Annotated in this window: 11 protein-coding genes; 1 reads left to right on the forward strand and 10 read right to left on the reverse strand. The window is 45.4% G+C overall.

What is annotated here, in order from left to right:
* Positions 1-17: 17 nt before the first annotated feature.
* The 7 genes from C8D73_RS04030 to C8D73_RS04060 are packed head-to-tail and all read right to left on the reverse strand — an operon-like array spanning position 18 to position 6667.
* Positions 18-1388, reverse strand: coding sequence for a TrpB-like pyridoxal phosphate-dependent enzyme (locus C8D73_RS04030; RefSeq protein WP_113077399.1), 1371 nt, complete (start codon positions 1386-1388; stop codon positions 18-20).
* 15 nt (positions 1389-1403) lie between these two features.
* Positions 1404-3002 (reverse strand): carbon starvation CstA family protein, encoded by a 1599-nt coding sequence (locus tag C8D73_RS04035; RefSeq protein WP_113077400.1) that lies wholly within the window; start codon positions 3000-3002, stop codon positions 1404-1406.
* A 20-nt stretch (positions 3003-3022) separates the two neighbouring features.
* Positions 3023-3418 (reverse strand): hypothetical protein, encoded by a 396-nt coding sequence (locus C8D73_RS04040; RefSeq protein ID WP_021718045.1) that lies wholly within the window; start codon positions 3416-3418, stop codon positions 3023-3025.
* 13 nt (positions 3419-3431) lie between these two features.
* Complete coding sequence (locus C8D73_RS04045) at positions 3432-4715, reverse strand: CHAD domain-containing protein (RefSeq protein WP_231997989.1); 1284 nt, start codon at positions 4713-4715, stop codon at positions 3432-3434.
* 44 nt (positions 4716-4759) lie between these two features.
* On the reverse strand, positions 4760-5734 hold the full coding sequence (locus tag C8D73_RS04050) for a 2-hydroxyacid dehydrogenase (protein WP_021718047.1): 975 nt from the start codon (positions 5732-5734) through the stop codon (positions 4760-4762).
* 22 nt (positions 5735-5756) lie between these two features.
* Entirely contained in the window at positions 5757-6125 is a 369-nt protein-coding gene (locus tag C8D73_RS04055; protein ID WP_113077401.1) for a VOC family protein, read from the reverse strand.
* Between the two features lie 29 nt (positions 6126-6154).
* Entirely contained in the window at positions 6155-6667 is a 513-nt protein-coding gene (locus C8D73_RS04060; RefSeq protein ID WP_021718049.1) for a DUF456 domain-containing protein, read from the reverse strand.
* A 148-nt stretch (positions 6668-6815) separates the two neighbouring features.
* Here C8D73_RS04060 and C8D73_RS04065 point away from each other — a divergent pair, with 148 nt between their 5' ends.
* Positions 6816-7925, forward strand: a complete 1110-nt coding sequence (locus C8D73_RS04065; protein ID WP_167456989.1) for a mechanosensitive ion channel family protein — start codon at positions 6816-6818, stop codon at positions 7923-7925.
* A gap of 44 nt (positions 7926-7969) precedes the next feature.
* Here C8D73_RS04065 and ade read toward each other — a convergent pair whose 3' ends face one another.
* The 3 genes from ade to adiC all read right to left on the reverse strand — a co-directional run bounded on the left by ade (position 7970) and on the right by adiC (position 13729).
* Complete coding sequence (ade, locus tag C8D73_RS04070; RefSeq protein WP_113077403.1) at positions 7970-9688, reverse strand: adenine deaminase; 1719 nt, start codon at positions 9686-9688, stop codon at positions 7970-7972.
* Positions 9689-9898: 210 nt separating this feature from the next.
* Complete coding sequence (locus tag C8D73_RS04075; RefSeq protein WP_113077404.1) at positions 9899-12184, reverse strand: Orn/Lys/Arg family decarboxylase; 2286 nt, start codon at positions 12182-12184, stop codon at positions 9899-9901.
* Positions 12185-12208: 24 nt separating this feature from the next.
* Entirely contained in the window at positions 12209-13729 is a 1521-nt protein-coding gene (adiC, locus tag C8D73_RS04080; RefSeq protein WP_021718053.1) for an arginine/agmatine antiporter, read from the reverse strand.
* Between the last annotated feature and the right edge of the window lie 287 nt (positions 13730-14016).

Here is a 14016-nt window from a genome sequence, read left to right on the forward strand (position 1 = left end):
GCGGCAGGAGTTTAATTTTAATATTCTACTTTTGGCAGCGTAGCAAAGCCTTTTTTCAAATCTTCATCAGTAGGAACATAATCTACCATAGTTCCCTGATTATAAGCCTGATAAGCGGCTAAATCAAAATAGCCAGTACCGGTCAAACCAAAAATAATAACTTTTTTCTCGCCGGTCTCACGACATTTAATTGCTTCGTCCATCGCTACACGAATAGCATGTGAACTTTCAGGAGCAGGCAATGTACCTTCACAGCGGCAGAACATCGTAGCTGCTTCAAACACTTTTGTCTGTTCCACGCTGCGCGCTTCCATCATCCCATCATGATAAAGTTTAGAGACGATCGGCGACATACCATGATAACGGAGTCCACCGGAATGGTTAGGTGAAGGCATAAATCCACTGCCTAAAGTATACATCCGCATCAGCGGTGTAGTTTGTCCGGTATCACCGAAATCAAAAGCATATCTGCCGCGGGTCAAGGAAGGGCAGGAAGCCGGTTCAACGGCAATAAAATGAATATTATTTTTTCCTTCAAGCTTATCTGCCATAAACGGCGTAATCAACCCGCCAAGGTTCGAACCGCCACCGGCACAGCCGATGACTATATCCGGCTGAACACCGTATTTATCAAGTCCGAGCTTAGTTTCCAGGCCGATAATACTTTGGTGCAGCACTACATGATTAAGTACACTGCCTAATACATAGCGGCAGTTATCTGTTTTCATCGATACTTCCATTGCTTCTGAGATAGCACAGCCCAAGGACCCGCCTGTACCGGGGTTTTCTGCCAAAATCCTGCGTCCTACTTCAGTAGTATCCGAAGGTGAAGGAATAACTCTGGCACCATAAGTTTCCATAACGGCCTTACGATAAGGTTTTTGCTCGGCTGAAACCTTAACCATATATACGGAAAGATCAATGCCAAAATAACCGCAGGCCATCGAAAGAGCAGTCCCCCATTGTCCGGCACCTGTTTCCGTAGTCAGGTGAGTCAGCCCTTGCTGCTTCGCATAATAAACCTGAGCAACAGCAGAATTGAGTTTATGCGAACCGGAAGTATTAGTGCCTTCGAATTTGTAGTAAATTTCTGCCGGCGTACCCAACGCTTTTTCCAAATTATAGGCTCTGGTCAATGGTGATGGACGATACATTTTATAAAAATCACGGATTTCTTCCGGAATTTCAATAAATTTATTGGTATTATCCAGCTCCTGCTCAATCAGCTCGTCACAGAAAACAGGGCGCAGATCATCAGCAGTACAAGGCTTAAAGGTCACCGGATTGATAAACGGGTCCGGAGCCTCCTGCATATAAGGGCGAATATTCTGCCAATATTTCGGCAGCTCATCTTCGGATAAATTGATTTTATATGGTATTTTTGTCATAAGTCACCGTCCTTTCTATTCTGCTTTAGCGGCCTTCAGCGCCGCATATGCTTCTTTGAGCAGTAAAACAGTCAGTATCAGCAAAACAGTAGAAATTCCTGATACGATATAGTTATTCAAATTAGCGGCAATCATCTGTACCAAAGCCACAATAGTAGTTACCAGCATAAAAGCCATCGGGTACATAATGAATCCGGCGCTTTTTTTCAGAGAACGAATTACCCAAACACCCATTGCCAAAAGCGCAATCGCAGCAACCAGCTGGTTAGTAGCGCCGAAAACAGGCCAGATCATCTGCCATGCAGCAACTTTACCGGTCTTAACAAAAATAAGAGCTAAGGCCACACCAACACTGATAGCTGTAGCAAGATATTTGTTCAAGCTCATGCCTGTAAATTCCTGCAGCTGATAACGCGCCAAACGGGTAGCCGTATCAAGCGAGGTAAGAATAAAGGAGTTGAGAGCCAGTAAGCCAAGTGCAGTACCAACGCGCGGAGAAATACCCAGCAGCGAAGCAAACTGGCCTAAGCCGTTGCCATACACAACAGTCGGACCGCCTTGCAGCATTTCGCCGCTCATCATAATCGTACCCAACGCAATAACGCCAACAACACCTTCCAGCAGCATAGCACCATAACCAACAGGAACAGCATCAGTTTCGCGCTTCAGCTGTTTGGACGTAGTGCCGGAAGCAACCAGAGAATGGAAGCCTGAAATAGCACCGCAGGCTACTGTAATAAAAAGCAGAGGCCAGAGCCAGTCTCCGGAAGCAGTAACAAACCCCTTAAATGCAGGTAATTTTACTTCATAGCTGGCACCGCCAAAAATCATGCCCACACCGCCGATAAACACGGAAAAATATAACATATACGAGGCCAGATAATCGCGAGGCTGCAGAAGCAGCCAAACAGGCAATACTGAAGCGGCAAAGATATACACGATCAAAGCCATACGCCAGGTATCAAGGCTCAGAGCAAAGGTTGACTGCACCCAGGAGCTTTCTATACCAAATATCAGCGAACCGAATAAAATCGGCAGCATAATAATCGTACTGACTTTTAAAGATATACCATAGTGATAAATAGCGACACCAAAAACCATCGCCAGAAAAATATACAGGGTCGCTGTGAAAGCGACAGCGGGGTCAGCAGCAAAGGTCTGTGCTGCTAATTCCAAAAATACAGCAATTACCAGTGTTAAACTGAGCCAGGTAAAAGCAAGAAATAACTTGTGGCCGCGGGCACCGATCCATTGACGGACAACTTCGCCGATCGACATACCTTTATGACGAATAGACGCAACCAAAGCACCCATGTCGTGTACACCACCAAAAAAAATACAACCGATAATAATCCAAAGTAATGTTGGCAGCCAGCCAAGTGCTGCCGCTGCCGCAATGGGACCTACAACAGGTCCGGCACCAGCAATCGAGGCAAAATGATGCCCCATCAAAACCGCCGGATGAGCAGGGCAATAATCAATATCGTCCTGTAATTCAGTAGCCGGAGTTTTACGATTTGGGTCTAAATCGTAAAAACGGCTTTGAAAGCCGCCATAAAATTTGTAAGCGACAGCAAAACAAAGAATCGTAATTACAAAAATGGTCAGTAACATAAAATATCCCCTTCACGAACTTATTGCAGAATTATTCTGCCGCAGCGCCGTTGCTGCGCTAAATAGATCAAATCATCAAAACGCTTTTCCGCATCCCCCTCCTTATACTGCAATATTTCCAACCAGCCGCGTATACCAAGCCAAAAAACTTTTTTTGTCAATCTGGTCTCATGGCAGTCCAACAGCAGAAACCTGTGCGTCATAACGTCTTCCCTGCTCTGCCAATGTTCCCGCAGCCAATTTACTGATCTATCGCCTTCATGACGGATCACTATATAATCATCCGCATAATAGCGGGCAATTTCACCTGCCAGACAATCCTTGACAAATGCAGTCTGACGATACCATCCCTGCATCCCGCCAGCTGACCAGGGCACAAAGCCATAACCTTTTAAAAAATCTTCCCACTCTTTCATACAGCGCTCCTGTCTACAAGTTTGCTTTACGCCAGGCGTTCAACGCGCCGCAGAAATCTTCCCACAACTGGGGCAGCATTTCTACCGCCGCCTCTGCTTTAGCGCGTTCCCATCCGGCAAACAGCCCTGCCTCATAGCGCAGCTGCACATTACCAGCATCCTCGAGAAAACACTGCACTAACTTAGCGTTGATAAAATCATCATGTAAAAAGCCCAGCATATCCTGCAGTCTTTTCAACCGCCGCAGCAGATTACTGTCGCGCGGTACTTCCGGCAAAGTCTGCAGCGCATAACGAAAACGTTTGATCTTAATCCTGATCTGGTGCAGTTCCAGCATATTATGAAAATCCGGATATTTTCTATCAATAGTTTCCAGTTTTTCACTCCACTCATTCAAACGTCTGCTGATAAATTTCCTGATTTTTTTATCAGCCAGATTTGAAGCCAGTGGCCTCTCATGCAACCAAATACTAAACTGCGCCAGCGTTTTGGTCATGATGCTAAGGTCCGCCTTCTGCAGACATGCTGCAGTTTCCTCCACACGCAGCTTCTGCAGGAGCTCTTCCACCTGAGTTGGTACTGTCAGCTTACCGCCTGAAGCGGCTGCCTGCAACTTTATTTTTTCACAGGTCATTAAAGCCACATCCAGCTCACGCAGCCGTGACAGTATTTCACCCTGCTGCCGCAGGGTATTTTGCCAGGCAACTGTACTGTTTTTTTGCAGCACCGGTTTAAAAAAACTCAAAGTCGAACGCAGCCGGCGCAATTTTACCCGCAGCTGTCTGACAAAAACCTTTTCTTCCGGCTGCTGCAGAAATTGCTGCCAGGCTTTACTGACCACATAAATCTGCCAAGGAAGATGGCAAACGGCCATCGCCTGCAGACTGCCATTTTTATAGGCAGGCAGCTTCCTAAAATCATAGGTTCCGTTCTCCTGGGCCAAACGCTGCTTCAGATCCGGTTCGGCTATAATCAGCGACATCCGGCAGCAAAGTTTTTCGACAACCGTACTCAGCTTCGTTAGCTCCTTACTGGTATAAACAACAGTCATCTCGCGAAGAGGAAGCAGCTTCGCCGCCATGATTACGATGCCTTCTTTCGCAATAAGCCTTAATTCACTGTTTTTTACCGGCGGCTGCAACTCCGTTTCGCGGCATCTCAATACTGCCTCTTCCCCGTCGATCTCAAACCGCCGTTCACATTCTTCAGTTCTGCAGGCTTTCCAGCCGGTAATGATACGCAGGCGTTCAGCCAAATCGACTTCGCTCACACCTGATACATCTTGCAGGCATAACATTTTCTTCACTGCTCCCCCTCCTTTCTTCTGGTCTGTTTTACTTGTCAGTCTTTTATTTGCACCTGCGCCGGTAAGGGATACCCCGCCAAACCTGCCAAAATATTCGCAGCTGCCAGCTTCGCCATGGCATCACGTGTTTCCACCGTTGATGCGGCAATGTGCGGGGTTACCGTAATATTGGAGAGTGTCAGCAGCGGATGATCACCGGGCAATGGTTCCGGTTCAACCACATCAATCGCCGCATAAGCGATCTGCCCGCTTCGCAGAGCTTCATAAAGTGCCTGCGTCTCGACGACTCTGCCGCGGGAAATATTGATAAAACGCGCCGTTGGTTTCATTTTAGCAAAAGCTTCTTCATTGAACATTCCAGCCGTTGCCGGTGTTAAATTAACTGTTACCAAAACAAAATCCGCCGTTTGCAGCAAATCGTCAAATCCAGCATAACTGATGCCCAGCGCTGCTTCATCAGCACGCCGGTGCCTGTTATGATAAATAACCTTCATTTTACTGGCCTGGGCCCTGGGCACTACGGCACTGCCAATGTCACCCAACCCGACAATTCCCAGAGTTTTTCCAGCCAGATCAACGCCGAAGCCAAGGCCCTTCCGTTCGCCCCATTTGCCGCTTTCAACGTGCCGCCAGCCACGGGCAATACTTCTGGCACTATCTAAAATCAGCCCGTACGCAAGATCGGCAACAGCATCCACCAGTACGCCCGGCGTATTACCTACTGCAATTCCGTGTGCGCTGCAGGCAGCGATATCAATATTATCATATCCAACCGATGCCTGAGCAATTACCTTCAGCTTCGGTGCTTTGGCCAGGAAAGCTTCATCAACCTTAATATTGCCAATAGAATAAAGTCCTTCAGCTTCTGCAAGCCAGCTGTCAAATTGTTCCTGCGGCACTTTGCCGCCCTGCTGCCATGACAGCAGTCTAGTCTGTTCATTCAATATATCATAGGCCACCTGCCGCAGTTTACCGCTGGCAGCCACAGTCATTTTTTTCAGATCGGTCATTACTGTCACCTCTCTTTAAAAATTAATGTTTGGGAATAATTTCCAGCCAATAATTATCAGGATCAGCAATAAAATAAATACCCATCGCTGGATTTTCATACACGATACAGCCCATTTCCTGATGTTTTTTATGGGCAGCAGAATAGTCTTCAGCTTCAAATGCAAGATGGAACTCATTCTCGCCCAAATTATACGGTTCCTTACGGTCACGCAGCCAGGTCAATTCCAACTGATGCGGAGTCTGTCCGTCGCCTAAATAAACCAAAATAAAACTGCCGTCACCTGCTACTTTACGGCGGACCTCTTTTAGTCCCAAAGCGCCCTCATAAAATTTCAGGCTTTTTTCCAAGTCAAGCACATTAAAATTGTTGTGTAAAAATTTAAATGCCATTTTTTACCCTCCTTTAATATTGTACTGTTTCAATTATTCAAAAAAATCTGCTTAAAAAGCAGCAGCGCCATCGCAAACGATGCGACAATTTTGCCAAGCATGGCAACAAACTGTGTCTGTGCTGCCTTCCAGGCCAGCGCGAACGCATTCTCCTTATTCCTGGTACGCATAAACTCGTAACCGAAGGCAACGATATACGAACCAACTGCGCCGCCCAAAACAGAGCCCAGCACCGGGAAAAAGCCTGTACCGATGACAGCGCCTATAAAAGTACCGACAGCAATCAGAAATACCGCACCCCACGATACTTTATGCCGCCGAATTCCAAAAAACGATACGATAAATTCCCAAATCTCACCAAAAGCATAAACCAGCACCAGCGCCGATAAAAGACGTCCATCAAAGTATCTGGCTTCATCAAAAAAAGCATAACCTATGCCTGCAGCTAACATAATTGTATTGCCCGGCAGGTCGAGCAGCGTCAGCAACGGACCTACAACCACGATCAAGGCTCCGAATGCCCACTCTACTAAAAATTCCACACAAAGTCCTCCTTAACGAAGATTAAAATATATTATAACATATTTATGATAAATAGTTAGATAATTGTATGACTCTTATGTGAATTATTGTTTTTTGTTTACGCAAATGTTACAATATCTACAAATATCTTTTAGAGGAGTAACTACAATGGATCTGGACGCTCTTTTTATTCTTCTGCAGCCCTGGCTCAGACCTTTTCTGGCGTTTGTTTTTTTTACATTTTTACGTTATTTTTACAGAGCCGTATTACTGCGTGTACTGCATCGTTTTAACAGCAAAACATCCTTTGAATACGGAGAAGACCTGCTGAACGCTTTTGAAAAGCCAGTGCATTTTTTCCTATTTATTTTTGCTATTTATGCAGCGCTTAATTGCTCGCCTTTGACCTTTATAGCTGACCATCCTTCTATCGATCAGCTTCTGCGCAGCTTTTTCATCATCTGTTTCATCTGGGGCCTTTACAACCTCAGCGACACTACGCATGGTATCGCCATGAAGGTACTCCTTAAAGCAGGCGTTGAATTTGATCTGGCGCTATCCAATGTGGTTTCCACAACCTTACGCATCCTGCTTATCATTTTGGGTTTTGTCATGATCGCCAAAGAATGGAATTACGATATTACCGGGTTTATCGCCAGTTTGAGTATTGGCTCACTGGCTGTCGCCCTAGCCGCTAAAGATTCTCTGGCCAACGTATTCGGCAGTCTGGTCATCATCATTGACAAACCTTTTGTGATCGGCGACTGGATCTCGGCTAACGGCATCGAAGGCACTGTAGAAAAAATCACTTTCCGCAGCACTTGTCTGCGTACTTTTCCACAGGAACTTGTCTATATCCCCAACTCCCTGCTCTCCAACACGGCCATCACCAATTTCAGTAAACGTGAAAAAAGACGGCTTGATTTTGTGTTGGGATTGACCTACGACACGACCTATCAGCAAATGGAAAAATTTGTCGGCCGCCTGCGCGAATATCTCATGCATCATGATGGTGTTTATGACGACGGCATCACCGTCAATTTTCAGGATTTCGGTGGCAGCAGCCTGGACATCAGAATAATCTGCTATACTAAGGCCAGCGCTTACGCCAGTTTTATGGATGTCCGCCAGCAAATCAACATCGATATTATGAAAATGTTAGAAGAAGAAAATCTTGGCTGTGCATTCCCAAGTACCAGCGTTTATTTTGAAACACCGCTGGTCCAAAAGCAAGCAGCTCCACCAACAGATGCCCCTAAAACTGAAGTACAAGCCTGAAACATAAAAAACGCTCCTTTTTTAAGGAGCGTTTTTTTTATATTTTATTCCCATAGATCAACAATTGCGAATTTACCAACATCGACCAAGCCTTTATCGCTGAGCCTCAAACTGGGAATAACCGGTAACGCCAGAAATGAAAGGCAATTAAAAGCATTCACATTTTCCGGCACTCCCAGTTCAGCAGTCCAAAAGTTCAGCTGCTGCAGCTTATGCTGCACATATTCAGTATTCTGATCACTCATCAGACCGGCAAGAGGCAGAGGCAGCATAGCTTTTACTTCTCCATCTGCCACCACTGCCAGACCACCACCTGCTTCCTGCAAAGCAACTGCAGCCGTCAGCATATCCTGATCGTCAACCCCGACCACAATCAGATTATGCGAATCATGCGCTACAGTCGAAGCCAAAGCACCGCGCTGCAAACCAAAGCCCCGTACCAGGCCTACACCTGTATTCCCATTACTACCATGTCTTTCCCAAACTGCCAGTTTTAGAATATCACGCTCAGTATCACTCACAACGAAACCAGCTTCTGCTTTAGGCTGCACATATTCTGTTTCAGTCAAAATCTGCTCTGGAACAATGCGGATAACACGGGCCTTTCTGCCATTCATTACCGGCAAGCGCAGCTGCTGTTCACGCACATCTTCCAAGTGCATGGTATTCTCAGGAGCTTTTAGCAGCGGCGGTGACTGCCAGAGCAGTTTTTGTTTATTTACAATAACGACACCGTTTTTTAGGACCAGCTGTGGCTGAAAATTTACCAGATTATTAAAAACACAGATATCCGCCTTATAACCGGGTGCTAATGCACCTCTGTCATACAGTCGAAACCTTTCTGCTGTATTCAAGGTCGCCATCTGTAATAACTGTTCAACAGGATAACCATGCGCTGTACCAATCTCAATCAAATAATTGATGCTGCCTTCACTCACAAGCTCATCTAAATGCCTGTCATCTGTTGCCAGACAGCAGCGGCGGCAATTAAGCGGCGTTACTGCCGGCAGTAAGGCTAACAAATTATGGGCCCCAGAAGCCTCTCTCAGCATCAGATAAGCACCTCGGCGCAGTTTCTCCATTGCTTCATCCGCCGTTGTTGCTTCGTGGTCAGAACTGATCCCTGCGGCCAGATAAGCATTGAGAGCTTTACCGCTTACACCTGGAGCATGCCCGTCATACAGGCTGCAGCCAGCCAACGCAAGTTTATCAAGCACTGCTGCCGCAGCATTGATCGTCCCCGGATAATTCATCATCTCACCCAATCCCAGCACTCTTGGATGACTGACCAGCGGCTTCAGCTTTGCAGCCGTAAGCACGGTCCCGCTGGTCTCCATTTCAGTAGCAGGCACACAAGAAGGCAACATAAAGAAAACGTCTAAAGGTATTGCCTCTGTTTCTGTAAGCATCAATTCAATCCCTGCTGTTCCAAGGACATTAGCAATTTCATGAGGATCGGCAAAAATCGTCGTTACTCCATTCAAAAGTAAAATTTTTGCCAGCTCACGCGGAGCAACCATTGTACTTTCAATATGAAGATGAGAGTCCATCAAACCGGGAGTCACATATTTACCGGTAACATCAATTTCTTTTTTGCCGCTGTAGCTGCCGATACCGGCAATAGTTTCTCCAACTATAGCTACATCGCCAATTTCCCATTCACCTGTAAAACTATTGAAAATACAACCGCCTTTTAACACTATGTCAGCTGGGACTTCGCCTCTAGCAGCAGCCAAGACCTCTGTCAAATCTATATTCTTCATCACAATTCACAACCTTTACCAAAAGTTCTCTGCTTTTATTGTCAGCCATACACAGTAAAAACGCAAGCTTTATTTATTTCTTCACTCTCAGACCTGGTTTTGTATTTTACATTACCACCTTTAAAAAGGTATAAAAATAACAGGCGCCACCGAAACTGATGACGCCTGTTATCAAGGGGAAAGGGTATCTATATGAACGGTAGCTGACCGTTATTTTTTCAAAACGGTAACGTAATATTTACCATTTTCTACTTCTACGCCATGGGAATCATGTTCAAAAGCAGGGAATTGTCTGTCAAAGCCTTCTAAGGCTTTCAGATAACCAAGTGCAGGGCCATCGGCAGGACCGGCATTTTCACCAGGCATGATCAGCGGAATTCCAGGCGGATAAGGAACAATACCTGTAGCTAAGGTACGCTCAGCAACACCGTCAAGATCTACTTTTTCAACATTATCAAGCACCAGTTGTTCATAAGCTGCCGCCGGGCTCATATCAGGATGCGGCAATACAGCGAAACCTTCGGACATAAATTCTGTCGTTTTGAGCTCTTTCATTGCTGCAAACATTTCCTCGCACAAGTCGCGCAGGCCCATACCTGCATAACGCTGCGGAGCTGCTTTAACAACATCAGGCAATACTTCTTCCAAAGCAGTGTTGTTGTCATAGTCTTCTTTAAATTTGATCAAGGTATCGATCAAAGTGCCCCATTTACCTTTAGTAATACCGATAGAAAACAGCATCAGAACAGTAAAGTCAGTTGTCTTCTCAGGAATGATGCCATTGGCAGTAAGATAAGCGGACAAAATGGAAGCAGGTACGCCCATTTTACCCAACCCGTCAGGGCCGATGCCCGGAGTGGTGATAGATACTTTGATCGGGTCTAACATGCAGTATCCGTCTTCGATATCACCGAAGCCGTGCCATGCGTCATTAGGATGCAGGACCCAGCATTCCGGTTCGGTAGCCAGGTATTCGGGATTGGCCAAACGAAAAGCAATTTTCTTGCCTTCAGCGTCTTTAACAAAATCAGGCTGCCAGCAGTTAAAGAACCATTCGCCCTGATTGGCAAAGTCTGCATTCAGTTTTGCCATCAATTGACGGAAGGCTACTGCTTCATGGATCGATTCGTCAGTCAGAGCTTTACCGCCTTTACCATCCATCATTGCTGCTGTGATATCGTTAGAAGCAATAATCGGATAGTTCGGGGAGGTAGATGCCTGCATCATAAAGGATTCATTAAAACGGCTGTGATCGACATTCTTTTTACCTTCACGGATATGAATGAAGGAAGCCTGAGAAAGAGCAGCCAGTAATTTATGGGTGGATTGAGTTGCAAAAACCGTCATATCAGTTGGTTTGTGGTCGGCAGGATTGCCGTACATGGCAAAGCGGTCTTTATAAATAGGATTGAAGCGGGCATAGCCATACCATGCTTCGTCAAAATGCATGCGGTCAACGCTTTGTCCAAGTAATTCTTCAACACGACGGGCATTGTAACACAAACCATCATAGGTGGAGTTGGTAACGATTGCATGTACAGGAGTAGAATCTATATCTTTAGTAATCAAGGAGTTTTCAGAAATAGTTTTCTTGATTGCTTCAGCCTGCAAAGCTTGCGGCGGAATAGGGCCGATAATACCGTAGAAGTTACGCAGCGGCATCATATAGTTAGGGATAGCGCCGCTCATGGTCATCGCCTGTTCTATGGATTTATGGCAGTTACGGTCACACAATGCAACCTGATTATGAGTTACGCAAGCCATAAAGATTACTCTGTTAGAGGTAGAAGAACCGTTGGTAACATGATAGGTACGATGAGCGCCGAATACTTTAGCGGCATATTTTTCACTGGCACCGATCGGTCCGGAATGATCAAGCAAAGAACCAAGCTCGCCGACAGAGATCGATAAATCGCTGCGGAACAGATTTTCGCCAAAGAAATCAAAATAAGCACGTCCTGCAGGTGCTTTCATAAAAGCAGTACCACCGGTATGACCCGGAGTATGCCAGGAATATTCATGCACCTGAGAGAATTTAGCCAAAGCCTTAAACATCGGCGGCAGCAGATTTTTCAAATAAGTATCAATCGCTGCTTCGATACGGCCGGCAATAAAGTTAGCAGTATCTTCATACAACCAGATGAAGTCACTGGTTTCTTTCAATACTTCCAGAGGAATATCAGCAACGTCGGCACGATCTGCAAATAAAAATACAGGTACGTTTTCGGCACGGCTGCGTAGTTTGTTTAAAACATCTTTAGCAGCCTGATGTGTATTGTCTTCTGCCAGATCCCAGTCCAGAAGTATTGCTTGGATCATCGGGTCAGCGACAATCATCATTTCGGCATCGAATGCTGTTGTAGCGGTGAGCACTTCAATTTCATGTTCTCCTAAAACATTACTCAGTTTATCGAGAGCACTTTCATCCAGGGTATTATGATCGCAAAGGTCATGTACCAACAAAATTCTTTTGCCTTTTGTTTTGGAAATAATCATTTTTTTCACTCCTTAATTAATTTTTTAGTTATCTATGCTAACAGATTGAGTAGTAGTAGAACCTACCTTATCCGGAGCTTGTGTAGTAGTCGTTATGTTAGTACGATGTTTGAGTTCCATATTTTTATCGATACCGACAGAGTACCAGAACGTACCGACCAAGGTAAGGATCGTAATAGCCAGGGAAGTGTAACGAACCCATCTCGGCGAGAATCCGCCAGGAGTTTCGTGCAGCTCTTCCAGCTCATGTTTTCTGGTAACAGCGCCGGAGAAGAATACGATCGTAGCGATAACGAAGATCAGTGACCACCGTGTCTGGTTACCATTGGATGTTACAAGTGCAGCCATACTGTAGACAGCTGCTATCAAACCGATGATACATGATTTATTGTAATCTTTCGGTGATAACTTTCCATAACCTAAAACCTTGATAGAAATACTGGAATAAATATAAGGCAGTAAAGTCAGGATAACGGCTATTGATGCGATCTTACCAAATTGCTGACTGGCAGAAGGCGACATGGTTGCCAAAACCTGTATTGTCATGATACCAGCAACAATAGCCAAGCCTGCAGAAGGCACGCCTTTAGAGTTGGTACGGGCAAAAACATTACCGAACAAACCGTCATCAGCAGCAGCTTTAGCACTTTGTCCAACCAGCAGCGTCCAGCCTGCCAGCGAACCCAGGCAGCCTAAAGCCGCACAGATAGCTACGCCGTTACCAGCGATTTCACCGAAGGCCAGTCTTGCGGCATCAGCAAAAGGTGCCGATGAATTTGCAAGTGCATGGTTCGGAATCATGCCCATAATAACAGAAGAACTTAAAACATAGCAGACAGCGGCTAAAATTACACCACCAATAGTTGCAATTGGAACATTCTTTTTAGGATTTTTAACAACGCCGGCAGATACAGAAGCACTCTCGACGCCAATAAAAGCCCACAAAGTAAAGTTCAATGTCATACCAATAGCACTGACAGTGCTTTTACCCGTTACGTTCCATGCATCCATGTAGGTTTTGCCGTCAAACCAGAACCAGCCTAAGATTGCGGTACCGATAATAGGAATCAATGCCAGAGTAGTGGTTACTGATTGAATACGCCCGACCAGTTTAGGGCCGATCATATTAGCGTAAGCAAACAGCCAGATAACGCAGATCTGCGCCAGAGCAAAAGCAAATGGATTTTTTAAAGCCGGGAAAAAACTGATCAGATAACCGATACCTACAACTGCCAGACCAACGTTACCGATAACATTTGCCAGCCAGTAAATGAGGTTTGTCTGATACCCCATATAATCGCCGAAGGCTTGACGCGTATAAGCGTAAGGACCGCCGGCAGCAGGATCAATAGAAGATAACTTTGCAAATGTAAGTGCCAGAGCAATAGCACCTATACAGGTAACTATCCAGCCAAATACTGCAACGCCTCCTATTGCCGCCAAATTCGCAGGCAACATAAATACGCCGGAACCCATCATATTACCGGCAACCATCAATGTTGCAGCAACGACACCTATTTTATTACTGTTGTCGTCTTGATTCATAATAAAACCTCTCCTTTCGATTATTTGCCGTCAGCAGCGGATGGGAATCTTGGCTTTCGGCAAATCATACATAAAGCCAGCTTTGCAGCATTTTTCTTTATGCGGTTTCTTGCTTCGGATAAATCTTACACCCGTTACAAACAAAATATCCAAGCAAGAAATTTTCATTTACTTTTTAATATGTTTTTTTAAAAAAGTTAGAGTAAAACGCCAGAACTTCTATCGTAACAATCCCGCCTGCATGGGCTTGCCGCCAACATATAATTTTCTACGGAGAAATAATCTCC

This window comes from Phascolarctobacterium faecium DSM 14760, assembly GCF_003269275.1.
Taxonomy (GTDB): domain Bacteria; phylum Bacillota; class Negativicutes; order Acidaminococcales; family Acidaminococcaceae; genus Phascolarctobacterium; species Phascolarctobacterium faecium.